Source organism: Azospirillum agricola, from assembly GCF_017876095.1.
Classification (GTDB): domain Bacteria; phylum Pseudomonadota; class Alphaproteobacteria; order Azospirillales; family Azospirillaceae; genus Azospirillum; species Azospirillum agricola.
On the sequence record NZ_JAGINM010000008.1, the window covers coordinates 167,223 to 190,845 of the forward strand.

A 23,623-nucleotide genomic window follows, 5' to 3' on the forward strand; every position below is an offset into this window, starting at 1 on the left:
TCGCGCCCCGGTTTTTCACGGAGAGGCCGGGTCACAGCGCGACGCGGCCGCTCATCACCGGGCGGCCCTCCACGCTGCCGGTGAAGGCGATCTCCCCGGCGGAGGCGGGCTGCCACTCGATGCGCAGCCGGTCGCCGGGCCGCACGGGGCGCAGGAACTTGGCCGACCGCAGCCGGCAGGGGCCGAGGTCGCGGCCTTCCGCCCCGGCGATGGCGGTCAGGGCGGCGTCGAGCAGCACGGCGCCCGGAATCACCGGGTTGCCGGGGAAATGGCCGGCGGCGGTGGGGTGGTCGGCGGGGAAGCGGAGGTCGGTCGCCCGGAGGATCGTCTGGGGAGTCGGCACGGCGGACACCTGAGTCTAGCCGCGCGGCGGCGCGGTGTCGTCGGCGAGCAGCCGCAGCAGCGCCTCGCGCGGCAGCTTGCCGGTGGGGTTGCGCGGCAGGGCGTCGACGAAGCGCAGCGGGCGCGGCAGGAAGATCGGGTCGATCCGCTCGCGCAGCCGGGCGGTCAGCGTTTCGGCGGTCAGCCCCGGCGCCACCACCAGGGCGGCCAGCCGGGCGGTTCCGCCGCCATTCCCCCTCGGCTCGTCCCCGCCCGGCATGAAGAAGACGCCGTCCCGCACGCCCTCGATCGAGTTGAGATGGTGGTTGAGGTAGGCGAGCGAGTTGCGCTTGCCGGCGATGTTGACCTGATCGGCCGAGCGGCCGTGCAGGATGAAGCGGGTGTCGGACGTCAGCGCGATCACGTCGGCCAGCAGCGTCTCGCCGTCCAGGAAGTCGCCCGACGCCCAGGTGCCCTGCTCGTCCTGGCGCAGGCGGAGCCCGTCGATGCAGCGCCATTCCGCCGTGGCCGTGGTGCGGCGGACCGCGAGCTGCCCGGTCTCCGAGCAGCCGTAGATTTCGTGCAGCGGGGCCGACAGGCGCGCCTCGGCGGCGCTGGCGAGCTGCGGCGCCAGCGGCGCCGTCGCGCACAGGATCAGGTCGAGCGGCGGCAGCGCGGTGTCGTCGGCCAGCAGCGCCTGGAGATGCACCGGCGTGGTCACCAGCAGGCGGCGCGGTCCGACGGAATCGAGGCTGGCGGCGATGTCGGCCGGAAACAGGGGGCGTCCGCCATGCAGGACGAGCCCGTGCTGGAGCGCCAGCAGGACGACCGACTCCAGCCCGTACATGTGCTGGTGCGGCACGGTGCCGACCAGCCCGGCCGCTCCCAGCGCCTCGATGCCGAGCGCCGCGCCGGCGCCCTGGACGCTGCGGACCAGCGTGCCCCAGCTCTTCACCTGCGGCATCGGCCGGCCGGTGGAGCCGGAGGTGAAGGCGATGGCCGCCACCTGGTCGGCGGGAAAGGCCAGCTCATCGAAGGCCGGCTCCCCGCCGAGGGCTGTCGCGGCGGCGCGCTCCAGCCCGTCCGGCGGCAGCGCGGCCAGGCAGTCCAGGCCGGGGTGGCTCCGTCCCGCGTCGGTCAGGCAGACCAGCCCCGGATACGCCTCGGCCAGTTGATGCAGCATGGCCGGCGTGTCGTTGGGCGGCAGCAGGCTGATCTGCCGGCGCAGCAGCGCCGCGCCGAGGCCGACGGCGAAGCCGAGCCGGTCGCCGCACAGGTTCAGCGCGTAGGCCCAGTCGGGCAGCCGCCGCGCCAGATCCCGCACGGCGGCGAGGAACGCGCGCACCGTCACCGGCCGCCCGTCGCGCCACGCGAACAGGGCGTCGGGATCGCGGTGGCGGAGCAGCGGCAGCCGGGTGGTGGACAGAATCGTCATGGCGTGACCGTCATGGGTTGGGCCGCTCCGCGAAGACGCGGACGACGTCGGCGATCGATCCGTGGGAATGGTTGGGGAACCGGCGCAGCCGGCAGGCGTATTCCAGCAGGAACATCAGGGCGACCAGCGGCAGGTCGAGCACGTTGACGAAGAAGGACCACACCGTGTCGGGGGCGGTCAGGAACAGCAGGGCGGACACCGCGAGCTGGCCGGCGAAGAACAGGCACCACGCCACGGTGACGCGGCGGGTGTAGACCAGCATCGCGTCCGTCAGGTGGCCGCGCATGCGGCGGGCGATGCCGGTGATCAGCGGCTCGCGCCCCGGCGCCAGGGTGCGGCCGAACAGCGCCAGAAGCCCGGCGTGGATGGCGGCGTGGCCGATTCCTGCCGCCGCCAGCAGGCCGTCGCGCGCGGAATGCCAGGACAGGACGATCAGCGGGATGGCGGCGGCCAGGGCGATCCAGCGGTGGCGGGGCGACAGCCGGCCGACCACCAGCGCGGTGACCCCCGTCTGCACCAGCGCCAGCGCCAGCGCGGCGCCGGTGCCCGGATCGGCGACGACCGCGCCGTGGACGAGCAGAGGGTAGGCGGCGGCCAGCGACAGGCCGACGCAGCCCCCGACCCAGGCCGTCACCGCCCGCATCAGGCGGCTTTGAGCCGTTGGATGTGATCGTTCAGCGTGCGCAGCGAGGCGAAGATCGTGGCGTTGTTCTCGTCGTCGGCCCGCAGCTTGACCCCGTAGGTCTTCGACACCGCGAGCGCCACCTCCAGGATGTCGATGGAATCGAGGCCGAGCCCCTCGCCGTAGAGCGCCGCCTCCGGGTCGATGTCGTCCGGCTCCGTTTCCAGAGTGAGGGTGTCCACGATCAGGGTCGCCAGCTCGTGTTCCGAGGGGGACATCGTCGTCAAGTCGCTCATCAGGCCTCGCAAGAGCAGCGGCGCGCACCCTTCGGCCATCATACCTCTTTGGATATATCCATCAAGGTGTAGAAAGTCCCGATCGAGCGCGTGGATTCGCCAAGTCCGTCATGACGATAGCCACGCGCCTCCGGGGTTTCCATCATTATTTCGGAGTGTCCGCACTGTATTGCGAAATGGCGATGTAACTCTGAAGACCGATGAAGTTCGGCCTCGCGGCCGAACAATCATGCCGGCGGTTTCTCCACGGGGTGCGCGGCCCTTCGGGACGGATCAAGCGCCGTCCGCCGTCTGGCCGGGCCGGGCGCGGCGGCCCGCGACCGTGACCGCCAGCGCGGCGGCGATCAGGCCGGCGGCCACCGCGAAGGTGGCGCGCGTGCCGCTGGCGACCGCCTCGGCGCCCGCCGTCGCGACATCCCCCGCCGCCGCCGCGAACACCGCGCCCATGGCGGAGGCCCCGGTGACCAGCCCGAGATTGCGCGCGAGATTCAGCAGGCCGGACGTGAGACCCCGCTGGTCCGGACGGACACCGGTCATGACGGCGGTGTTGTTGGCGGTCTGGAACAGCGCGTAGCCGATGGTGACGACGACGAGGGGAGCGAGGTAGCCGGCGACTCCCAACGCCGCTCCCAACGCCGCCGGCAGCCCGGACAGCAGGACGGTTCCGGCCGCCATGCCGGCCAGCCCGGCGACGGTCATGCGCCGTGCGCCGAAACGGTCGGTGAGGCGGCCGGCCGGGACGCCGGCCAGCGCGGCGGCGAGCGGACCGGCCGACAGGGCGAGCCCGGCCGGTCCCGTGTCGAGCCCGAGGGCGTGCGAAAGATGGAACGGTCCGACCACCAGCGTCGCCATCATCACCGTCGAGACGAGCGCGTTCGCGGCGAGGCCCCGGCCCAGCGCGGGATCGCGGAGCATCGCCGGGCGGATCAGGGGGGAGGCGGCGTTCGCCTCGACGCGCAGGAAGAGGCCGGCTCCGCAGGCGGCGGCCAGCAGCAGGGCCAGGGTGAGCGGACCGAAGGCGCCGCGCCCCATCGTCATGGCCAGCGCGTAGGCGGCGAGCGTCAGCGCCAGCAGCAGCGTGCCCAGCCCGTCGAAGCCCGCCCGTCCGCGCGCCGTTCCGTCCGCCGTTCCGCCCGTGGTTCCGTCCCGATCCTCCCGGCGGTCGGCGGGCAGGTGACGGCGCGCGAGGGCGAACGCCAGAAGCCCCAGCGGCAGGCCGGCGAGGAAGATCGCCCGCCAGCCGAACCCGGCGATCAACCCGCCGCCGAGCGACGGGCCGAGGGCGGTGCCGACCGCCGACATGGTGCCGAGCAGCCCCATGGCACCGCCGACCCGCGACGCGGGAACCGTTCCGGCGACGAGGGCCATGGCCAGCGCCATCATCACGGCGGCTCCCACGCCCTGCGCCGCCCTCGCGGCGACCAGCAGCCAGAGCGTCGGCGCCGCGCCGCACAGGGCCGAGGCCAGCGTGAACAGCGCGATGCCGCCCAGCAGCAGCCGGCGCCGCCCGGCGAGATCGCCGAGCCGCCCGGCGCCGACGATCAGGCTGGTGATGGCGAGAAGATAGGAAAGGACGATCCACTGCACGTCCTGGAAGGGGGCGCCGAACGCGTCGGCCAGCGTCGGCAGGGCGACGTTGGCGACGCTGATGCCGAGCGAGGGCAGCAGCACGCACAGCGACAGCCCGGCGAGCGCCCAGCGGACCGAGGCGGCCCGTTCGCCGTTCCTGGCGTCGTCCCCGGCGGCGGCTCCACCCCGCTCCGCGATGACTGGTTTCACCATGACCTCCGTTTTCCGTCGATCCCCGAAGGGAAGCGGCCGGAATCCTAGGCCACGGTCCGGCATGGCGGAACGCGCAGCGTTTGCAGCTTGTCCGTGCGTCCGACGCCATGCCGCCGGCGGGCCGGGGTGCTATGATCGCGGGATGGCGATCCCCGACCTGAACCTGCTGATCACCCTCGACGCGCTGCTCGCGGAAGGCAGCGTGGCGCGCGCGGCGCAACGGCTGCGGCTCAGCCCATCCGCGATGAGCCGGGCGCTGGCGCGCCTGCGGGAGACGACGGGCGATCCGCTGCTGGTCCGGGCCGGGCGCGGTCTGGTGCCGACGCCCCGCGCGCTGGAACTCCGCGACCGGGTGCGCCAGCTCGTGCAGGACGGCGAGGCGGTCCTCCGCCCGGCCGAGGCGCTCGACCTCGGGCGGCTGGCGCGGACCTTCACGCTGCGGAGCAGCGAGGGCTTCGTGGAGACCTTCGGCCCCGGCCTCATCGCCCGTGTCGGGGCCGAGGCGCCCGGCGTGCGGCTGTGCTTCGCCCAGAAGCCGGACAAGGACACGGCGCCGCTCCGCGAGGGGGCGGTGGATCTGGAGACCGGCGTGGTGGGGACGACGACGGGGCCGGAACTGCGCGCGCAGGCCCTGTTCCGCGACCGCTTCATCGGCGTCGTGCGGCCGGGGCACCCGCTGAGCCGGGACGAGATCACCCCCGCCCGCTACGCCGCCGGCCGCCACATCGCCGTGTCGCGGCGCGGCCTCGACCGGGGAGGAATCGACGACGCCCTGAAGCCCTTCGGGCTGGAGCGCGAGATCGCGACGATCGTCGGCGGCTTCTCGACCGCGCTGGCGCTGGCCCGCGCCTCCGACCTGATCGCCAGCGTTCCCGAGCGGCACACCGCCGCGCTGCGCTCCGACCTGTTCGGCTTTCCCCTGCCGGTCGCCACGCCGGAACTCACGGTGTCGCTGCTGTGGCACCCGCGGCTCGACGCCGACCCGGCGCACCGCTGGCTGCGCGGCTGCGTGCGGGAGGTGTGCGCCGGCCAGACCGTCGCCAGCCAGACCACTGACAGCCAGACCGCCGCCAGCCAGACCGCCGCCGTCAGCCGGACCGCTTGAGGTAGGCGCGCGGGGAGGCGCCGAGGACACGCTTGAACATGGTGGTGAAGGCGGCCGGGTTGTCGTAGCCGAGGTCGAGCGCGACGGTTGTGACCGGCTCGCCGGCCACCAGCCGGGGCAGGGCGGTGACGAGGCAGGCCTGCTGGCGCCATTCGACGAAGCTGAGGCCGGTCTCCTGCCGGAACAGCCGCGTGAAGGCGCGCCGGCTGACGCCGAGCGGCCCGCTCCAGTCCTCGATGGTCGCGTGCACCGTCGGCTTCAGCAGGAACCGGCGGCAGAGCGCGGCCAGCGCCCCGTTCGCCGGGAAGGGCAGTGAGAGCGGCTGCACCGGCAACTGCCGCATCTCGTGCCGGAGCAGTGCCATCAGCGCGCCGGCGTGGCTGTCCGGGTCGTACTCGACCGGGACGTCCATGGCCTTGGCGATCAGGCTGCGGACGAAGGGGGACAGGCCGACGACCTCGCAATGGCCGGGCATGCCGCCGGCCAGATCGGGGTCGAGAAACAGGCTCTGGGTGGTGACGGCGCCGATCATCCGCACCTCGTGGACGACGCCCGGCGGAATCCACAGCCCGCATTGCGGCGGCATCACCCAGGTGCCCTGCGGCGTCGCCAGCACCAGCACGCCGGTGGCGCCGGAGATCAGCTGGCCGCGCCGGTGCCAGTGGGCGGGCAGCGCGTGGCCGTCCGGGTAATCGTGGCCCATCGCGATCAGCGGACGGGGAACGGCGTCGACCGCCTCGATGCGAACATTGCGGACCATGGCCCACTCTCGTAGGAAATAGGCCTGAGCGCGGTGGCGGGCCCTGCGCGACGACCCTAGGCTCACGGGTGCGTTCCGCGCAACACCGCGCCTTGCCGGGCGATCCGCCCAGCGGGGACAAGAAAGGCCCATTTCCCGTGTCCGAGACGATCCTGAGCCGGCCGAAGGCCGGAGCGACGGCCTTTTCCATCCTGGCGGCCGTCAGCCTGTGCCATCTGCTGAACGACCTGATCCAGTCGCTTCTTCCGGCGATCTACCCCATCCTGAAGGACGAGTTCACGCTCAGCTTCGCGCAGGTCGGGCTGCTGACCCTCACCTACCAGATCACCGCGTCGCTGCTTCAGCCGCTGGTCGGTCTGTTCACCGACCGGCGGCCGATGGCCTATTCGCTCGCCATCGGCATGGGCGCCTCGCTGGTCGGCCTCGTCATCCTGGCCTTCGCGCCCAACTACCCGGCGCTGGTCGCCGGGGGGATGCTGCTGGGCCTCGGCTCCTCGATCTTCCATCCGGAAGCCTCGCGCATCGCGCGGCTGGCGTCGGGCGGCGCGCATGGGCTGGCGCAATCGCTGTTCCAGGTCGGCGGCAATTTCGGCTCGGCGCTCGGGCCGCTGCTGGCCGCCTTCGTCATCCTGCCGCACGGGCAGGCCAGCCTCGCCTGGTTCGCGCTGGTGGCGCTGGGCGGCATCGCCATCCTCACCGGGCTGGGGCGCTGGTACCAGAGCAACGGCCACGCCCGCCCGGTGAAGCGCGGCGCGCCGGTGCGCCACGCCGACCTGACCGCCGGGCAGGTCTGGCAGGCCATGGCGGTGCTGGTCGCGCTGATCGTGTCGAAGTACGTCTACTTGGCGAGCATCACCAGCTATTACACCTTCTACCTGATGGAGCGCTTCCAGTTGCCGACGGAGACGGCGCAGCTCTGCCTGTTCGTCTTCCTGGCGGCGGTCGCCACCGGCACGGTGATCGGCGGCCCGGTCGGCGACCGCATCGGCCGCAAGACCGTCATCTGGGTCTCGATCCTCGGCATCCTGCCCTTCACGCTGGCCCTGCCCTATGTCGGGCTGACGGCGACCGTGGCGCTCAGCGCGATCATCGGGTTGGCGCTGGCCTCGGCCTTCCCGGCGATCGTGGTCTACGCGCAGGAGCTGATGCCCGGCCGGGTCGGCACGGTGTCGGGCCTGTTCTTCGGGCTGGCTTTCGGCGTGGCCGGAATCGGCGCCGCCGGGCTCGGCCTGCTGGCCGACCGGACGGGCATCGACTTCGTCTACACGGTCTGCTCCTTCCTGCCGCTGCTCGGCCTGCTCACGGTGTTCCTGCCGAACGTCGGGGGCCGGGCGCGCCGGTGATCCGGAGGCGCGCCGCGCCGGGCCGGCCGCTCAGCGGCCGGGCGACACCCCGGCGCGGATGGCGTCGATGAAGGCGCGCAGGGCCGGCGCCATCTGCCGTTGCTGGGGATAGCACAGGAAACGCCCCGGAAACGGCCCGGACCAGGCGTCGAGCAGCGGCACCAGCCGCCCCTCCGCGATGTGCGCCACCACCGTGTCCTCGACGGCGAAGGCGATGCCGATCCCCTCCAGGGCGGCGCGCAGCGCCATGTCCTTGTCGTTGAGGATCAGCGGTCCGTCGACCGCGACCTCGAACCAGGATCCGCTCTCGCAGAATTCCCAGGCGTAGGGCGTAGCGTGGCCGGGCCAGCGCCAGCGGATGCAGCGGTGGCGCACCAGATCGCGCGGGTGGTCCGGACGCCCGTGACGCGCGAGATAGTCGGGCGACGCCACCGCGACCTGCCGCAGATCCGGCCCGAGCCGCAGCGCGACCAGATCGCGCTCGATCACCTCGCCGATGCGGATGGCGGCGTCGAAGCCGCCGGCCACCAGATCGACCACCGTGTCGTCCAGCGTGACGTCGAGCACGACGTCCGGATAGTCCCGCGCGAAGGCCGGCAGCATCGGCTCGATGCAGGTCCTGGCGGCGGCACGGAAGCTGTGGACGCGCACGGTTCCCGCCGGCCGCTCGCGGTGCTGGCGGATCTGGCCGATGGCCTCGCCGAGTTCCGACACGGCGGGGCGGACGCGGCGGTACAGGTTCTCGCCGGCCTCGGTCAGGGCGACGCTGCGCGTGGTGCGGTTGAGCAGCCGCACCCCGACCCGTTCCTCGAAGCCGCGCACGAGCTGGCTGAGCGCCGAGGGGGAGACGCCGAGCCGGTCGGCCGCCCGGCTGAAGCTCAGCGTCTCGCCGACCGCCACGAAGGCGCGGAGCTGGTTGTAGTCGCTGCCCGACAGCAGGGGTTCCATCCGGGAGTCCATGCGATGCAGGAAACGACTTTTCAGTCCAGCTTACAAGCGCTGTCAGAAACGGCTCCATTCTGAACCCGCATCGCCGGGTGTACCCCTGTGCGGCGACAAAAGGAGACATCGCATGACCACATGGTTCATCACGGGGATCTCGCGGGGCCTGGGGCTGGCGCTGGCCAAGGCGGCGCTGGCGCAGGGCGACACGGTCGTCGGAACGGTCCGCGAGGGCACGCCCCAACCGCTGGCCCAACCGCCGGCCCAACCGCCCGCCGACCGCGGCGCGCTGCATGTCCTGACGCTCGACCTCGCCGACGGCGACGCGGCGGAGGCGGCGGTCGGCCGGGCCTTCGCGCTGGCCGGGCGGGTCGACGTGATCGTCAACAACGCCGGCTACGGCCTGCTGGGGGCGGTCGAGCAGGCGAGCGACGCCGAGGTCGAGCGCCTGTTCGCGATCGACGTCTTCGCCCCCTTCCGCATCATCCGGGCGGCGCTGCCGCACCTGCGGTCGCAGGGCTCCGGTCACATCGTCAACATCACCTCGGTCGCCGGCCGGGCGCCGGGTCCCGGCGCCGGCCTCTACGCGGCGGCGAAGCACGCGCTGGAGGGGTTGTCGGCGAGCCTCGCGCAGGAGGTCGGCCCGCTGGGGATCAAGGTGACGGCGGTGGCGCCGGGGGCCTTCCGGACCGACTTCCTGTCGGCCCACTCGATCCGCAAGAGCGGCGCGGCGGACCCGGCCTACGCCGCCAGCGTCGGGCGCAGCTCGGCGGCCTTCGACGCCATGGCCGGCCGCCAGCTCGGCGACCCCGACCGCGCCGCGCAGGCCATCTTGGCGCTGGTCCGTTCGGAGAATCCGCCGCTGCATCTGCTGCTCGGCACGGACGCCCTGGCGCGGACCCGCGCCAAGCTCGACAGCGTGATGGGGGAGATGGCCGCCTGGGAGGGGTGGACGTGCGGCACCGACTTCGTCGAGCCGGCGTAAGGGGGGGGACGGGACGGCATGCCGCCGCGCCGCGGGATGGGCATGCCGTCCCGTCGGGTGTCGGCGGATGACCCGCGCCGCCTGGGACATCCTGGCATCCTCGGGAGGAGAGGGCGGCTCCAGCCGTTTACCGGCACGCTCGAGGCCGCACTGTCTAGGCAACCCAGGAGAAGCGGAATGCGTTGTGCTCCGCAGGCAGGACCGATCGCGCGACGGAGGCGGCGAGTGGCATGCCGTGGTCACTGTTCGTCAGGATGACGAAGCCGTCCCTGGACGTGACGGAGGCCATGGCAAAGGCACGGAATCCAGGGTTGTTGCCCCATTGCCAGATGTATGGGCCGCCTGGCGCGCGTTCGATTCCCCAACCGAGACCCCAGTCGAGCCCAAGCTCGCGGTCCACCTCCACCGTCTTCGCGAGCACCAGCGACAAGAGCCGATCGTTGGTCAGCAGCGCCGACATGAACCTCGCATAGTCGGCCGCCGTGGTGTACAGCGATGCGGCGGCCACGGCGCTTTTGAACCGGACCTGCCGCTTGAAACCGAAGGCCGTGGTGCCGACGGTCGCGCGCTCCGCGAAGGCGTCGCGCCAGATCAGGCTGGTGCTGGCCATGCCAAGCGTCCCGAACACGTTCTTATCGAGATAGGCCGAGAGTTCCGTGTTCGTGATCGCCTCGATCACGGCCTGTAGAAGGACGAAGCCCTCGCCGGAGTATCCCCAACGCTCACCCGGTTCGGACTCGAAGGAGAGCGTTTCACTCGACCAGTTCGGAAGGCCGGAGGTGTGATTGAGCAGTTGGGCCACGGAAATCCGACTGAGCGCATTTCCGGGCATGACGTCATGGGGATCGCCGGGCGATCGGGCCAGCACGCTGTGAAAATGCTTGTACCCGGCGGGCAGGTAGTGAGACGCCGGGGCGTCGAGGTCCAGCCGGCCGTCGAGGACCAGTTGCAGCGCCGCAAACGCGACGACGGGTTTGGTGAGCGAAGCCGCCTGAAAGACGGTGTCGGACCGCGTGGTGTTTTCGTCGCATCCTGAGAGAGCCACCGGGGCCGCAGGGATGCCGGATTTCAACACGGCGTAGGCCGCCGAGCAGACGTCCAACTCCTCCGCGAGCGCGGAAACGGGGCGCTCGCGAAGCTCCGTGATGTCACTCGCGCAGGACGCGAGAACGGGAAAGGTTGCGCTGGCCAGGAGAAGGTTTCGACGACTGATGCGCATCGGGTGCAGATCCTGATGAAGCCGGCCGGGCTGGAGTTTCGTGCGTTTAATTGAGAAACGCACGAAACTCCAGCCCTTTGATAGCGAGCGGATTCACGCTTCAAACCGATTCCGATTTTACGCGATCCACTCAGTCCGATTTGAAAGTGGACGGGGCGACGGATACCCGCGAGGCGGTTTTCGTGTCGCATGAGCGTGGTGGCGGATCAAGCCGCCAAGCTCCACCGCTGGCGTTCCGGATTCAGGTGTCGTATGGACAAGCCTGAAACCAGCGATGGTGCGGCGCCAGCCGGTGCCGATCACAGACGGCGGGGAGCGGCGTTCGGCGGTGACCATCGACATCAGGACCATCATGCGGGCCCACCAGCAGGGCGAGCTGGACGGGGCGGAGGCCGGATACCGCGCGTTCCTGGAGGGGCAGCCGGACCACGTCCAGGCGTTGCAGATGCTCGGGCTGCTCCTCATGCAGCGTCGGCGCCCGGCCGAGGCGGTCGATGTCTTCCGGCGGGTGGTCGATGCCCAGCCGTCGGTTCCCGACCATTGGGCCAATTTCGGAGGCATGCTGCGCGCGGCCGGGCGGGCGGAGGACGCCGGGAACGCCCACCGCCGGGCGCTGGCGCTCGCCCCCGCCCATGGTGCCGCGGCCTTCAACCTCGCCAACCTGCTGGGGCCGGCGCCGCCGGACGGGGCGGGGCGGCCGCTCGACGCGGAGGCCTGGTACGAGCGCGTCCTTGCCGTCACCCCCAACCACAAGCAGGCGCGCAACAACCTGGACGTCCTGTGGGAGAAGAACGCCGGCCGGTTCGAGGCGGCGGCGCGGCGGCTCATCGCGCTGGAGCCGGCGTCGATCCGCGCGCACGAAAGCCTGGCGCGGACGCTGCTGCCGCGCAGCGGGCTGATCGGCTGGTGTTCCAGCAAGGCCCGTGACTTCGATCTGGACGCCGCGCTGGCGGCGTTCGACCATCTGCGCGCGGTTCAGGCCATCCATCCGGACGAGAGCGGCACGGGCCGTCTCTGGCGCGCGCTGGCCCTCGACCTGCTGCAACTGGGCAAGCTCGACGACGGCCGTCTGGAGCGTGTGGCGCGGGCGGCGTGGCGGCAACTGCGCGTCGCGCCCAGGGATGTCCTGTGCGCGGCGCTGGTGGGGTACCATGTCTGCCGCCGGGGCCGGCTGGGCCTGGCCTCGCGTCTGCAAGTGCGGTTCGCATCGCGTTTCACGACAGCGGAGATCGAGGCGGACCCGGAGCTTGGCTACTGGTCCATGCTGCGCGCCGACGATGGGTTCCTGGAGCAGCTGCCGCCGGTCGACAGCGTTCTCGCCCGCCTGCCGGCGCTGGAAACGCTGGTGGACGGGACCGGCGGCGAGGCTGGCGCCACGGGGCCGGTGATCCTGCTGAGCGGCGACGAAATCTACGCCCGCCGTTTCGGGCCGAAGCTGCTGCAATCCATCGCCGATCACAGTCCGGGCGTTTCGGTCGTGCTGAATCTGGTGTCGCCGTCGGCGGCGATGCTCGATCTCGTCGCGGACTGGCGCCGGCATTATCCCTTGAGCTTCGGCGTCTCCTGCGAGCGGCCGGACCTTTCCGGATGGTCGCAGCACCGGCGGAGCACCTATTTCGCCTGCGCGCGCTTCGTCCGCGCCTTCCAATGGCACCGCCGGCTGGACCGCCCGGTCATCGTGCTCGATCTGGACGCGGAAGTGCGCGGCGACCTTCGCCGGCTGGCGGAGGAGATGGCGGGGCAGGACGTCGGCCTCCTGCTCGACGGGCGGCGGCGCGGGCCGTTCCGCGAAATCCTCGCCGGCTTCGTCTGTTACAACGACACGCCTCCGGCCCGCCGCTTCCTGGAGACGGTGGCCGCCTACATCGGGCACTTCCTTCTGGACGCCGAGCCCCGGTGGATGCTGGATCAGACGGCCCATCTGGCGGCCCACCACCGGTTCCGCCACGCGGATCCGCCGCTGCGCATCCGCTGGCACGATTTCCAGACCTTCGCCCACTGCGCCTTCATCGGCGAGAAGTAGCGCCGCCGGGGGATGACCGGGCGTTCACAATCCCGCACGGGTCGTTCATACGGGAAACCAACGCCGTTCACAGCGATGTCCAATTATTGGGCAGACCAGCAATGCCGGACGTGCCATTCTGGGCGCCCGGCACCGTCGGTCCGTTTACCGTTCCGTTCAGGAGATCCCCGGCATGACCTTCCCCACCGCCCGACCCACCCTCCGGGTTCGGCTGTCGACCGCGGCTTTCGCCTCCGTGATGGCGCTCGGTGTCGGGCTGGCCGCACCGGCCCTCGCCCAGCTGGCGCCCCAGGCGGCGATGCCCCAGGCGGCGATGCCCCAGACGGCGACTCCCCAGGCCGCTCCCCAGCCGTCGGTCCGCTACGACATCGGCTACGACATCTTCTATCCCGTCCGCGCGCAGAACGGGATGGTCGCGTCGGAGCACCGGCTGGCGACGGAGATCGGCGTCGCCATTCTCCAGCGCGGCGGCAACGCGGTGGACGCCGCCGTGGCGGTCGGCTTCGCGCTGGCGGTGGTGCTGCCCAACGCCGGCAACGTCGGCGGCGGCGGCTTCATGATCGTGCACGACGCCAAGTCGGGCAAGGACGTCGCCATCGACTTCCGCGAGATGGCGCCGGCCAAGGCCTCCCGCGACATGTATCTGGACGGGCAGGGCAAGGTCGCGCCCGACCGCTCGCTCTACACCCATCTGGCGGTCGGCATCCCCGGCACGGTCGCCGGCCTCGCCCACGCCCAGGCGAAATACGGCACGCTGGCGCTGGCCGACGTTGTCGCCCCGGCGATCAAGCTGGCGCGCGAGGGCTACGCCGTCACCCCGCAACTCGCCGGGCTGCTGGAGGTCGAGCGCGACCATCTGGCGAAGTGGGGCGCCACCCGCGCCGTCTTCTTCAAGGACGAACGCCCGTTGCGCGCCGGCGAGACGCTGGTCCAGGCCGATCTCGCCGCCTCGCTGGAGCTGATCGCCAAGAACGGGCCGAAGGCCTTCTACGAGGGCCCCATCGCGGAGAAGATCGCGGCGGAGATGTCCAGGCATGGCGGCCTCGTCACCGTCGAGGATCTGAGGGCCTACAAGGTGGTGGAGCGCGAGCCGGTCGCCGGCACCTACCGGGGCTACACCGTGAAGTCGATGCCGCCGCCCAGCTCCGGCGGCACGCACATCGTCCAGATCCTCAACATGCTGGAGCGCTACCCGCTGAAGGATCTCGGCGCCGGCAGCGCCCAGGGCATCCATCTGATGGCGGAGGCGATGAAGCTGGCCTACGCCGACCGCTCCGAGTATCTCGGCGACCCCGACTTCACCAAGGTGCCGGTGAAGGGGCTGACCTCGCGCGCCTACGCCGACGAGCTGGCGAAGCGGATCGATCCCGAGAAGGCGACCCCGGCCAGCACCATCAAGCCCGGCAAGCCGGCGCCCTACGAGAGCGACCAGACCACCCATTTCTCGGTCGCCGATTCCCAGGGCAACGTGGTCAGCACCACCTACACGCTGAACCTGAATTTCGGCAGCGGCATCGTCGCCGAGGGGACCGGCATCCTGCTGAACAACGAGATGGACGATTTCTCGGCCAAGCCGGGCGTGCCCAACGCCTTCGGGCTGATCGGCGGCGACGCCAACGCCATCCAGCCCTACAAGCGCCCGCTCAGCTCGATGTCGCCGACCATCGTGCTGAAGGACGGCAAGCCCTGGCTGATCACCGGCAGCCCGGGCGGCAGCCGCATCATCACCACCACGCTGGAAACCGTCATCGACCACATCGATTTCGACATGAATCCGGCCGAGGCCGCCGCCGTGCCGCGCGTCCACCACCAATGGACGCCGGACGAACTGCGGGTCGAGAAGGGGCTCAGCCCGGACACCATCCGCCTCCTGGAGCAGAAGGGGCACAAGGTTGCGGTCAAGCCCACCATGGGCCGCACCCAGACCATCCAGCTCCGCGGCGACGGGCTGTACGGCTATTCCGACCCGCGCAACCCCGACGGGGCGACCGCCGGCTACTGAGCCGGCCGCCCTCGCCGGGCGGGCGGCCCGAACTTGCGTGGAGACGGGGATCCCGACGGGTCCCCGGCCTCCCTTTCGTTGCCTGCCGACGGCGGGAATTTCCCGTATACAATGCACAGACGGCGTGCTTTTGTAACCGGCGGTCTGTCCCGTCGGTCAAAAACCACCGAGTCTCCAACGACTTTCCGGGATAAGGCCACGGAACAGTTGGCGAGGGCCGGCCGGTCGGCTAGCCTTCCAAAGAGCAAACCGGAGCATCAGCCGTGGACAAGGCCTTGGTCGAAAAGAACCGCGAATGGACCTACCAGCGTGAAGGGAAGGCGCCCGCCGCCATCCGAGTCGCCGACTTCGAGCGCGAGGGAAAGCGCATCGTCGCCTTCCTGGAGCAGACCGACATCGCCAAGACGGCCGGCGCCCCCCAGGCGGCCGTGAACGATTGGCCGCGCATCGCCGAGGTCTACGCCGCCGAGCAGGGCGTCCCGCTGAACGACATCTACTGGTACGAGATGAATCCGCGCCGTTTCGCCAACGGCCGTCCCAACGTGTCCGAATATCTGCCCGGCCGCCGCGAATGGCGGTTCGAGACCAGCCTGCCGCTCGCCCGCGCCATCGTCGAGCAGCTCGGCTTCGACCCCGACAACCTGCCGCTCGACATCTGAGCGGTTCCCTCTCCCGCGCGCGCCGGTCCGGGTGTATGCTGGGATTCGAACGTGACCGCCGGCATGCGGTCGGGAGACGGATCATGACGGCGGTGCGGCGGGTGTTGGCCTTGGGTGCCCTGGGGGCGGTAGCCGTTCTGGCGGCGGTGGCGGCGGCCCCCGGTGACGCCGCCGCGCGCGGCGGCTCGTCGGTGTCGGTCGGCGTCGGGATCGGCGTCGCCCCGGTCTTTCCGGGCTACGGCTACGGTTATGGCTATGGCTATGGCCCCCGCCATTACCCCGCCCCGCGCTACTACGCGCCGCCGCCGGTGGTGATGTACGCCCCGCCCCCGCCCGTGGTCGTCTACCAGCGCCCGCCCGCTGTGGTCTACGCGCCGCCGGTGCCCGCTGACCCGGCCGGGCCGGTCTACCGTTCGGCCGAGGGCCTGCAATGCCGGGAATACCAGAGCACGGTGATGATCGACGGGCGGCCGCAGGCCAGCTTCGGCACCGCCTGCCTGATGGCCGACGGGACCTGGCGCATCGTCAACTGACGGTCCCTCCCGCCGGTCACACCTCGTCGAGGGACGGCTCGGCCTGCTTGTCGGCGAAGGTTTCGTAGATCTCGCAGACCTGGTCCCAACTCGACAGGAAGGCGTCCAGATAGACCGGGTCGAAATGCTGCCCGCCCGCCTTCTGCATATGGGAGCGCGCCTTCGCCAGCGACCAGGCGGGCTTGTAGGGGCGCGTGCTGGTCAGCGCGTCGAAGACGTCGGCGATGGCGACGATGCGGCCGCTCACCGGAATGTCGTCGCCCGCCTGGCCGTTGGGGTAGCCGTTGCCGTCGTACCTCTCGTGATGGGTCAGCGCGATCTCCGCCGCCAGCCGCATCAGCGGGATGTCGCTGCCGGCCAGGATGCCGTGCCCGATGGTGGTGTGCTGGCGCATCACCGTCATCTCCTCGGGCGTCAGCCGGCCGGGCTTCAGCAGGATCATGTCGGGAATGCCGATCTTGCCGACGTCGTGCATCGGGGCGGCGGCCATCAGCTGGGCGGCGAAGTCGCCATCGTAGCCGGCGGTCTCGGCGATGATCCGGGAATAGCGGGACATGCGTTCGAGATGGGCGCCGGTTTCCGGGTCGCGGTATTCGGCGGCGCAGGACAGGCGGTGGACCAGCTCCTCGCCCTGGCGTTGCAGGGCGGCGGTCACCCGCTCCACCTCGGCCGACAGCAGGGCCGCGCGGTCGCGCAGCAGGATCCGGCTCTGCCGCAGGGCCAGCAGGTTGCGCATCCGGGCCTGGACCTCCGGCACGAGGATCGGCTTGGTCAGGAAGTCGTTGCAGCCCTCCTCCAGCGCCTGAAGCCGGATCCCGGTGGCGATGTCGGCGGTGATCATCACGACCGGGACCGTGTCGAGCCGCGAGTCGGCGCGGATGTGCCGCAGCAGGGTCAGGCCGTCCATGCCGGGCATCATCTGGTCGAGCAGGATCAGGTCCGGGCTGTTGTCGCGCAGCCAGGCGACGGCGTCGAACGGGTTGTCCATCGTCACCGGCTCGGCGTCGTCGATCCGCCGCACCAGGGTGGCCAGGATCAGCAGGTTGGTGCGATCGTCATCCACGATCAGGACGTTCATGGCGCCGCACCCTTGCGCCGCTCCCCGATCAGGCGGGCGGCTTCCGCCAGCAGGGCGGCGAGATTGACCGGCTTCTCGAAGGCGGCGTCGGCCCCCAGCAGGCAGGCCATGGTCGGCAGCTCCATCCGCAGCCGGACGCTGCCGCCCGACACCGCGATCAGCGGCGGGCGGGCGGGGAGGGTGTTCAGCCCCAGGATCACCTCGTAGCCGTCGGCTTCCGGCATGATGATGTCGGTCACGATCAGGTCGATCTCGGAGTCGCGCAGGATCGCCAGCGCATCGTTGCCGTTCGCCGCCTCGCGCACGGTGAAGCCGGCGCGGGTGAAGGCGACGCCGACCATGCCCCGGAAGTCGGGATCGTCGTCGACCAGCAGAACGCGGCCGGCCTTGGCCGCGGGGCGGAGCTCGTAGAGGGTCATTTCCATGGCGCGCGTCCTTGCGGTCCTTCGCGTGTGTCCGCTTTTTTGTTCAGGCCGGCGGCGTTGCCCCATGGCGCCCCCCGTCCCGCCGCTGCCGCACGGGGGTTGGGGGCCGCCCTTGTTCCATGGGCACAACAATAACGATTGGCTGGGCATGCCGCGGCGGTGGCGTGGGATAGCGGCGTCGGGAAATGGGATACCGGGGATACTATCCTGGTCCAGCCAACGATCCGCCCGAAAGGCGTTCATCACCGAAACTTAACATTTTGACGCGAATATCCTGCTCTGATGCTATGATTTCCAGCAAGGTCCCAAGACCGGGTGCCGGCCGGGCGGAGGCGGTGGATGAGAATTCTGGTGGCCGACGACCACCCGCTGTTTCGCGATGCCCTTGAGCTGTCCATCCGTCAGGCCTGGGCGGACGCCGACGTGCTGTCCGTCGGGTCGCTGGACGGTCTGACGGCCGGGTGGTTCGATCTCATCGTCCTCGACTGGCGGATGCCCGGCGTCGAGGGCACGGACCCGCTGACCCTGCTGCGGCGGGCCGGCGTCGAGGGGCCGGTGGCGGTTGTCACCGGGGCCGAGGATCCCGAGACGGCGCTGGAGGTGCTGCGCTGCGGCGCCGACGGATTCCTGCCCAAGACCACGCCGCGGCGCGTGCTGGCCCAGGCCCTGCGCCTGGTTGCCGAGGGCGGCAGCTTCATCCCCCGCAGCGTCGCGATGGACCTGCTGCACATCAGCGAGCTGCCGGCCGATCTCGACGACGGCGGCGACGACGCGGCGGATGGCGCGGCGGACGGCGACGGCGCCCTCTCCGCGCCGCTGACGGAGCGCGAGCAGCAGGTCCTGTGCATGCTGGCGACCGGCGCCACCAACAAGGAGATCGGGCGGCGGCTGAGCCTTCAGGAGGTGACGGTGAAGCTGCACACGCGGCGGATCCTGCGCAAGCTGGGGGCCCGCAACCGTACCGACGCCGTCCGCCGCGCCCAGGAGGCCGGGCTGCTGAGCCATGGCCTGAGCCCCGCGTCGCCCTGAGGGAACCTGTGCATACGGGTCGGCCCTGAGGCGGGGCTGGCCGGTGCGCGCGTTACTATTCCCCGGTCAGGCCGCCGGCCGGCGCTTTTCCACGGCCACAATCGACGAGTGATCATGACCGCCACGCCACCGACCGACCGTTCCCAGGCTCCTCAGGCGCGTGGATGGGGGTGGGCGATCGCGGTGCCGCCGCTTCTGGCCGCCGCCGCCGGTGCCGCCGCCCTGTGGCTGATGCCGCCGTTCGAGGGAGACGGCACGGTGGCGGTCCTGCTTGCCGCCGCCGCCGGCCTGACCGCCGCCGCCCTTCTGGTCGCCGTCCGGGCGCGGGCGGAACTGGGGTGGCTCGGCCAGGAGCGCCGACGCGCGCTGGCCGCGGCGGCGTGGCGGGAGGACGCCTCCCGCGACGATTCGCTCGATCCGGACGGGTTGGGCGGGGACGCCCTCGGCGATGCCGGCCTGGGGGAGGAGGAGCCGGAACGGCCGGGCGGGGCGGGCGGGCACGCCGCCGACCGGCAGGTCCTGCTCGACGCGATGACGGACGCGGTGGTGTTGCTCGGCCCGGACGGCTGGGTGGTCGCCGCCAACCGGGCGGCGTCGGCGGCGCTGGGGGCCGCCGCCGTGCCGGACAGCCGCTGGGACGACGGCGTCGTCTGGCCCGCCCCGCTGGTTCCCGAACGCCGGGCGCTGCCGGGTGGCGGCGCCCTGGTCATCGGCCGCGACCCGCTGCTCGACCGGTTGCGCACCGCGCAGACCGACGGCATGGACGCGATGGCCGGGCTGGCCGCCGCCATCGTCCACGACGTCAACAACGGGCTGGGCGCGGTCGCCGGCTACGCCGATTTCCTGGTGACCGACCTGCCGGCCGACAGTCCGCAGGCCGATTACGCCACTCGCATCCTGCGCGCCGTCGACCGCAGCAAGACGTTGATGCGCCAGATCCTGGCCGGCGCGCGCGGCGCCCCTCCGGAGTTCCGGCCGGTCACCGCCAGCCAGATCCTGAACGACGCCGCCGCGCGGCTGCGGGCCACGCTGCCGGCGGAGGCGGCGCTGTCGGTGCGCGATGAACCGGAACTGCCGGCCTTCCCCGGCCATGCGGGGTTGCTGGCGCGGTGCCTGGCCGCCGCCGGCACCGAGATCCGTGCTCTGGTTGAGCCCCGGCTGGGTTTCCGCGCGGCGCTGTGGAGCGGGGACCTCGACGCCTCGGCGGCGCCGCACGGCTGGCGGGTCGAAACCCCGCTGGTCCCCCGGCGCTGTCCGCACGCGATGTTCGAGCTTCGCAGCGGCGGGACGCCCCGCCCGATGGCCGATCTGCTCGCCGCCTTCGACCCGCTGCTCTCCGCCCGCGCGGCGGCGCGGCGGCAAGAGGAGGCGGCGGCGCCGTCGACCGCCCTGACCGTCGCCCGCTGGCACGACGGCGGGCTTTCCGTCTGGACCCACCCGACCGAGGGGACCGTGGTCCGCCTCTTCATTCCGATTCCCGCCGCCGAGACGGACCGGCCCGACCAGCCGTCCGCCGCCCCGCGCTGCCATGTGCTGGTGGTCGACGACAACCCGGCGATGGGCGACTGGCTGTCGGACAGCCTGGAGCGGCTGGGCTGCGAGGTGGCCGTCTGCGAAAGCGCCGGGGAGGCGCTGGAGATCGTCATGGAGGAGCCGGCCAGCTTCGACGTCGTCGTCGCCGGCCCGTCGGCCGGGGGAATGAGCGGCCCGGCGCTGATCGTCCGGCTTAAGGCCCTGCGTCCCGGCCTGTGCTGCGTGCTGTGCGGCGCCCCGGAGGGGATGGCGGAGGCCGAGCCGGTCCCCGCCGACCTGTTCCTGCCCCGTCCGGTGGACGCCGTGGCGCTGGCGCGCGCCATCGCCACCTTCGGTCCGGTGCTGGAGCGGCCGTGATGGGGCACCACCGCCAGCAACGCGGCTTCTCGGTCGCCGTCTGGGCGGCGACGCTCGGCCTGTCCGCCGCCCTGTGGGGGGCCGCCCTGCTGCTCTCCCGCACCGACGAGGCGGACGCGATGGCGCGGGCCGAACGCGACACCGGCAATCTGACCCGCGTCGTCGCCGAGCAGACGACGCGCGCCATCGCCGAGGCCGATCAGGTCATGCTGTTCCTGATCGACGACTTCAACAAGCACGGCGGCGCGCTGGACCCACACACCAGCGAGTTGATGAACCGGGCCACCGAGCGGTCCGCGATCCTGCTGCAACTCTCCATCATCGACGAGCGGGGCGAGCTGGTGCGGTCGAGCGTGTCGGACCTGCCGCCCCGCCTCTATGTCGGCGACCGCGAGCATTTCCGCGTCCATGCCGAGAATGCCGGCGTCGGCCTCTTCATCGGCAAGCCGGTGTTGGGCAGGGCGTCGAAGCGCTGGGCGATCCAGTTGACACGCCGTCTGGCCCGCCCCGACGGCGGCTTCGCCGGGGTGATGGTCGCTTCGATGGATCCCTTCTATTTCAGCCGGGTGCTGGAGGGGGTGGATGTCGGGATCGGCGGCTCGGTGAAGATCGTCGGCACGGACGGCATCCTGCGGGCGCGGTCGGTCCTGGACGATCGCATCATGGGGTTCGACGTCAGCGGCACGGCGACCCTGCGCCAGGCCCGGTCGCAGCCGAGCGGCTTCCTGCCCGAGACCAGCGCGATCGACGGCGTCCTCCGCCTGCAATCCTACCGCACCCTCGAATCCTACCCCCTGATCGTCACCGCCGGTTTCAGCGAGAGCGCCTTCATGGCCGGCACCCGGAACCGCCAGCGCCTCTACTGGCTGGGCTCGGCGGCCTGCACGCTGGGGCTGTTCGGGCTGGCGGCGCTGGCGACGCGGCAGTCCGCCCGGCTGGCCGCCTCCGCCCGCCGGCTGGCGGTGAGCGAACAGCGCTTCCGCGACCAGGCGGAGACCGCGTCCGACTGGTTCTGGGAGATGGGCGCCGACCTGCGCTTTTCCTGCCTGATCGGGCCGCTGGTGCCGCACACGGCGGAGGGGGAGCCGCCCATCGGCCTGCGCCGCGAGGACATGGCGCTGCGCGAGCCGGGGGACGACGCCCGCTGGCGGGAGCACCGCCGGCTGCTGGAGCGGCACGAGCCGTTCCGCGATTTCCAGTACCGGGTGCGGACGTCCATCGGTGTCCGCCACGTCAGCGTCAGCGGCCGCCCGCTGTTCGACGAGGACGGCGCCTTCATCGGTTACCGGGGATCGGCCACCGACATAACCGAGCGGGAGCGCGCGGCCGAGCGGCTGCAATCGAGCGAGACACGCTACCGCGCCATGCTGGCCGCGGTGGAGCAGCCGATCATCACCGTCGACGAGAACGGCATCGTCAACGCCTTCAACCCGGCGGCGGAGCGGCTGTACGGCTATTCCGCCGCCGAGATCGTCGGCGGGCCGGTGCGCCGGCTGATGCCGGAGGCCGAGGGCGAGATCCACGAGGGCCTGATGGAGGCCTACCGCAGAGGCGAGGTGGAGCCGCCGAGTTCCGGCGTGCGCGACATGGTCGGCCGCCGCAAGGACGGCAGCGAGTTCCCGGTCGAGGTCACGCTGGCCGGCTGGCGCGAGGGCGGCCGGCAGTATTTCACCGGCGCCATCCGCGACGCCACCGCCCAGCGCGAGATCGAGGCGAGCCTGCGCCGGGCGCGGGACGCCGCCGACCTCGCCAACCGCATGAAGGGCGAGTTCCTGGCGACCATGAGCCACGAGATCCGCACGCCGATGAACGGCGTGCTGGGGGCGCTGGCGCTGGTCGACGGCCCCAACCTGGACGCGGAGCAGCGGCAGATGCTCGACGTCGCCAGCCGGTCGGGGAACGCGCTGCTGCTGATCATCGACGACATCCTCGACCTGTCCAAACTGGAGGCCGGCAAGGTGGATCTGGAACCTGTCGATTTCGAACTGCGCAACGTGCTGGCCGACGCGATCGACCTTCTGCAACCGACCGCCGCCGGGCGTGGGCTCGCCCTGACCGCCGAGGTGGCGCCGCCGGTGCCGCAGCGGCTGCGGGCCGACATGCGGCGCATCCGTCAGGTGCTGGTCAACCTGATCGGCAACGCCCTGAAATTCACCCATCGCGGGGGGATCACGGTGCGGGTGTCGATGGACGGGGCGCCCAGGCTCGACGGTTCCTTCCCGCTGCGCTTCGAGGTGACGGACACCGGCATCGGCATCTCCGAGGCGGTCCTGCCCAGCCTGTTCCGCCGCTTCACCCAGGCCGACAGCTCGACGACGCGGCGTTTCGGCGGCACCGGGCTGGGGCTGGCGATCTGCCGGGAGCTGGTCGCCCTGATGGACGGCCGCATCGGCGTCGTCAGCACCGAGGGCAAGGGCAGCACCTTCTGGTTCACCGTGGCGTGCCGTCCGGCCCCGCCGGCCGCCGGCGAGGAGGCGGAGGACCGCGCCGCCGCGTCCCACGGTTCCGCCGCCCCGGCGGGCGGCCTGCGGCTGCTGGTCGCCGAGGACAACGACATCAACCGCGAGATCGTGGTCGCCATGCTGGGCCGCGCCGGGCACAGCGTCACCGCCGTGACGGACGGACTCCAGGCCGTCCGGGCGGTCGAGGCACAGAGGTTCGACGCCGTGCTGATGGACGTGCAGATGCCGGTGATGGACGGCATAACCGCGACCCGCCACATCCGCGCCATGCCCGGGGCGGCGCGCGAGATCCCGGTGGTGGCGCTGACCGGCAACGCCATGCCGGGCAACCGCGACGAGTATCTGGCGGCCGGCATGACCGCCTATCTGCCCAAGCCGATCGTGTCCGCCGACCTGTTCAAGACGCTCGCGGCCGTCACGCGCCCCCCCGCGCTGGACGAGCTTCTCGACGTCACCTTGAGGGCTTCCCGCGAGAAGGCCGCGGCGGTTCAGGGCTGAACGGCCCCGGCGGGGCGGACCGGAGGCGGGGGAGGGCTGCTTCCTCCCATCCCCTCGACCCATCATCCTCGCCCCGTCATCCTCGCGCAACCGGCGACCGGCGTCCCTTTCGTTCGGCATGCGTGGATGTGCCGGGCGCAATCCTGCGTCCCTTTTGCCGTCACATTTTTCCGCGCGACAACCATCCGTGTTGATGGTATTGAAAATCGTTTGC

Annotated in this window: 20 protein-coding genes; 10 read left to right on the top strand and 10 right to left on the bottom strand. The window is 71.6% G+C overall.

Annotated features, from left to right (window positions below; all coding sequences use genetic code 11):
* Nucleotides 1-31: 31 nt before the first annotated feature.
* The 5 genes from J2847_RS14120 to J2847_RS14140 all read right to left on the bottom strand — a co-directional run bounded on the left by J2847_RS14120 (nucleotide 32) and on the right by J2847_RS14140 (nucleotide 4,456).
* Nucleotides 32-343 carry a hotdog domain-containing protein gene (locus J2847_RS14120; RefSeq protein WP_209779571.1) on the bottom strand — a complete coding sequence of 104 codons (312 nt, stop codon included), beginning with the start codon at nucleotides 341-343 and terminating at the stop codon, nucleotides 32-34.
* Between the two features lie 15 nt (nucleotides 344-358).
* Nucleotides 359-1,756 carry an AMP-binding protein gene (locus J2847_RS14125; protein WP_209779572.1) on the bottom strand — a complete coding sequence of 466 codons (1,398 nt, stop codon included), beginning with the start codon at nucleotides 1,754-1,756 and terminating at the stop codon, nucleotides 359-361.
* Nucleotides 1,757-1,766: 10 nt separating this feature from the next.
* The gene (locus tag J2847_RS14130; RefSeq protein WP_209779573.1) at nucleotides 1,767-2,399 is read right to left on the bottom strand and encodes a COG4648 family protein; all 633 of its coding nucleotides are present in this window, start codon (nucleotides 2,397-2,399) and stop codon (nucleotides 1,767-1,769) included.
* The gene (locus J2847_RS14135; protein WP_325169410.1) at nucleotides 2,399-2,674 is read right to left on the bottom strand and encodes a phosphopantetheine-binding protein; all 276 of its coding nucleotides are present in this window, start codon (nucleotides 2,672-2,674) and stop codon (nucleotides 2,399-2,401) included. The genes J2847_RS14130 and J2847_RS14135 overlap by 1 nt, the downstream gene beginning before the upstream one ends.
* Before the next feature lie 273 nt (nucleotides 2,675-2,947).
* Entirely contained in the window at nucleotides 2,948-4,456 is a 1,509-nt protein-coding gene (locus J2847_RS14140; RefSeq protein ID WP_209779574.1) for an MFS transporter, read from the bottom strand.
* Between the two features lie 142 nt (nucleotides 4,457-4,598).
* Here J2847_RS14140 and J2847_RS14145 point away from each other — a divergent pair, with 142 nt between their 5' ends.
* Nucleotides 4,599-5,561 carry a LysR family transcriptional regulator gene (locus J2847_RS14145; RefSeq protein ID WP_209779575.1) on the top strand — a complete coding sequence of 321 codons (963 nt, stop codon included), beginning with the start codon at nucleotides 4,599-4,601 and terminating at the stop codon, nucleotides 5,559-5,561.
* On the opposite strand, the gene J2847_RS14150 is transcribed toward J2847_RS14145, so the two are convergent.
* The gene (locus J2847_RS14150) at nucleotides 5,545-6,321 is read right to left on the bottom strand and encodes an AraC family transcriptional regulator (protein ID WP_209779576.1); all 777 of its coding nucleotides are present in this window, start codon (nucleotides 6,319-6,321) and stop codon (nucleotides 5,545-5,547) included. The two genes, J2847_RS14145 and J2847_RS14150, sit on opposite strands and share 17 nt — an antisense overlap.
* Nucleotides 6,322-6,458: 137 nt before the next feature.
* Between J2847_RS14150 and J2847_RS14155 the strand changes: the two genes are divergently transcribed.
* Nucleotides 6,459-7,664: an MFS transporter gene (locus tag J2847_RS14155; RefSeq protein ID WP_209779577.1), complete on the top strand. Its 1,206-nt coding sequence runs from the start codon at nucleotides 6,459-6,461 to the stop codon at nucleotides 7,662-7,664.
* A gap of 30 nt (nucleotides 7,665-7,694) precedes the next feature.
* Here J2847_RS14155 and J2847_RS14160 read toward each other — a convergent pair whose 3' ends face one another.
* Complete coding sequence (locus J2847_RS14160; RefSeq protein WP_209779578.1) at nucleotides 7,695-8,612, bottom strand: LysR family transcriptional regulator; 918 nt, start codon at nucleotides 8,610-8,612, stop codon at nucleotides 7,695-7,697.
* Nucleotides 8,613-8,736: 124 nt separating this feature from the next.
* On the opposite strand from J2847_RS14160, the gene J2847_RS14165 reads away from it, so the two are divergent.
* On the top strand, nucleotides 8,737-9,591 hold the full coding sequence (locus J2847_RS14165; RefSeq protein WP_209779579.1) for an SDR family NAD(P)-dependent oxidoreductase: 855 nt from the start codon (nucleotides 8,737-8,739) through the stop codon (nucleotides 9,589-9,591).
* 154 nt (nucleotides 9,592-9,745) lie between these two features.
* On the opposite strand, the gene J2847_RS14170 is transcribed toward J2847_RS14165, so the two are convergent.
* Nucleotides 9,746-10,810 (bottom strand): serine hydrolase domain-containing protein, encoded by a 1,065-nt coding sequence (locus J2847_RS14170; RefSeq protein WP_209779580.1) that lies wholly within the window; start codon nucleotides 10,808-10,810, stop codon nucleotides 9,746-9,748.
* Between the two features lie 292 nt (nucleotides 10,811-11,102).
* On the opposite strand from J2847_RS14170, the gene J2847_RS14175 reads away from it, so the two are divergent.
* The 4 genes from J2847_RS14175 to J2847_RS14190 all read left to right on the top strand — a co-directional run bounded on the left by J2847_RS14175 (nucleotide 11,103) and on the right by J2847_RS14190 (nucleotide 16,027).
* Nucleotides 11,103-12,833, top strand: coding sequence for a tetratricopeptide repeat protein (locus J2847_RS14175; protein ID WP_325169411.1), 1,731 nt, complete (start codon nucleotides 11,103-11,105; stop codon nucleotides 12,831-12,833).
* Between the two features lie 172 nt (nucleotides 12,834-13,005).
* Nucleotides 13,006-14,835, top strand: coding sequence for a gamma-glutamyltransferase (ggt, locus tag J2847_RS14180; RefSeq protein WP_233474516.1), 1,830 nt, complete (start codon nucleotides 13,006-13,008; stop codon nucleotides 14,833-14,835).
* 263 nt (nucleotides 14,836-15,098) lie between these two features.
* Nucleotides 15,099-15,494, top strand: a complete 396-nt coding sequence (locus J2847_RS14185; protein ID WP_209779582.1) for a hypothetical protein — start codon at nucleotides 15,099-15,101, stop codon at nucleotides 15,492-15,494.
* An 83-nt stretch (nucleotides 15,495-15,577) separates the two neighbouring features.
* On the top strand, nucleotides 15,578-16,027 hold the full coding sequence (locus J2847_RS14190; RefSeq protein ID WP_209779583.1) for a hypothetical protein: 450 nt from the start codon (nucleotides 15,578-15,580) through the stop codon (nucleotides 16,025-16,027).
* A gap of 16 nt (nucleotides 16,028-16,043) precedes the next feature.
* Here J2847_RS14190 and J2847_RS14195 read toward each other — a convergent pair whose 3' ends face one another.
* Both J2847_RS14195 and J2847_RS14200 read right to left on the bottom strand, forming a co-directional pair.
* Nucleotides 16,044-17,105, bottom strand: a complete 1,062-nt coding sequence (locus tag J2847_RS14195; protein ID WP_209779584.1) for an HD domain-containing phosphohydrolase — start codon at nucleotides 17,103-17,105, stop codon at nucleotides 16,044-16,046.
* Nucleotides 17,102-17,530 carry a response regulator gene (locus J2847_RS14200; protein WP_209779585.1) on the bottom strand — a complete coding sequence of 143 codons (429 nt, stop codon included), beginning with the start codon at nucleotides 17,528-17,530 and terminating at the stop codon, nucleotides 17,102-17,104. Before J2847_RS14200 ends, J2847_RS14195 begins: the two co-directional genes overlap by 4 nt.
* A 339-nt stretch (nucleotides 17,531-17,869) precedes the next feature.
* Here J2847_RS14200 and J2847_RS14205 point away from each other — a divergent pair, with 339 nt between their 5' ends.
* From J2847_RS14205 to J2847_RS14215, 3 genes are all read left to right on the top strand, one after another.
* Entirely contained in the window at nucleotides 17,870-18,559 is a 690-nt protein-coding gene (locus J2847_RS14205; RefSeq protein ID WP_209779586.1) for a response regulator transcription factor, read from the top strand.
* Nucleotides 18,560-18,673: 114 nt separating this feature from the next.
* Nucleotides 18,674-20,449, top strand: coding sequence for a response regulator (locus J2847_RS14210; RefSeq protein ID WP_209779587.1), 1,776 nt, complete (start codon nucleotides 18,674-18,676; stop codon nucleotides 20,447-20,449).
* Entirely contained in the window at nucleotides 20,449-23,409 is a 2,961-nt protein-coding gene (locus J2847_RS14215) for a PAS domain S-box protein (RefSeq protein ID WP_209779588.1), read from the top strand. Before J2847_RS14210 ends, J2847_RS14215 begins: the two co-directional genes overlap by 1 nt.
* Nucleotides 23,410-23,623 lie beyond the last annotated feature (214 nt).

Excerpts from the sequence above, each read along its gene's own strand:
- J2847_RS14125 (WP_209779572.1), bottom strand. The coding sequence starts at position 1,756 with ATGACGATTCTGTCCACCACCCGGCTGCCGCTGCTCCGCCACCGCGAT.
- J2847_RS14130 (WP_209779573.1), bottom strand. The coding sequence starts at position 2,399 with ATGCGGGCGGTGACGGCCTGGGTCGGGGGCTGCGTCGGCCTGTCGCTG.
- J2847_RS14135 (WP_325169410.1), bottom strand. The coding sequence starts at position 2,674 with ATGAGCGACTTGACGACGATGTCCCCCTCGGAACACGAGCTGGCGACC.
- J2847_RS14140 (WP_209779574.1), bottom strand. The coding sequence starts at position 4,456 with ATGGTGAAACCAGTCATCGCGGAGCGGGGTGGAGCCGCCGCCGGGGAC.
- J2847_RS14145 (WP_209779575.1), top strand. The coding sequence starts at position 4,599 with ATGGCGATCCCCGACCTGAACCTGCTGATCACCCTCGACGCGCTGCTC.
- J2847_RS14150 (WP_209779576.1), bottom strand. The coding sequence starts at position 6,321 with ATGGTCCGCAATGTTCGCATCGAGGCGGTCGACGCCGTTCCCCGTCCG.
- J2847_RS14160 (WP_209779578.1), bottom strand. The coding sequence starts at position 8,612 with ATGGAACCCCTGCTGTCGGGCAGCGACTACAACCAGCTCCGCGCCTTC.
- J2847_RS14165 (WP_209779579.1), top strand. The coding sequence starts at position 8,737 with ATGACCACATGGTTCATCACGGGGATCTCGCGGGGCCTGGGGCTGGCG.
- J2847_RS14170 (WP_209779580.1), bottom strand. The coding sequence starts at position 10,810 with ATGCGCATCAGTCGTCGAAACCTTCTCCTGGCCAGCGCAACCTTTCCC.
- ggt (WP_233474516.1), top strand. The coding sequence starts at position 13,006 with ATGACCTTCCCCACCGCCCGACCCACCCTCCGGGTTCGGCTGTCGACC.
- J2847_RS14190 (WP_209779583.1), top strand. The coding sequence starts at position 15,578 with ATGACGGCGGTGCGGCGGGTGTTGGCCTTGGGTGCCCTGGGGGCGGTA.
- J2847_RS14195 (WP_209779584.1), bottom strand. The coding sequence starts at position 17,105 with ATGAACGTCCTGATCGTGGATGACGATCGCACCAACCTGCTGATCCTG.
- J2847_RS14200 (WP_209779585.1), bottom strand. The coding sequence starts at position 17,530 with ATGGAAATGACCCTCTACGAGCTCCGCCCCGCGGCCAAGGCCGGCCGC.
- J2847_RS14205 (WP_209779586.1), top strand. The coding sequence starts at position 17,870 with ATGAGAATTCTGGTGGCCGACGACCACCCGCTGTTTCGCGATGCCCTT.
- J2847_RS14210 (WP_209779587.1), top strand. The coding sequence starts at position 18,674 with ATGACCGCCACGCCACCGACCGACCGTTCCCAGGCTCCTCAGGCGCGT.
- J2847_RS14215 (WP_209779588.1), top strand. The coding sequence starts at position 20,449 with ATGGGGCACCACCGCCAGCAACGCGGCTTCTCGGTCGCCGTCTGGGCG.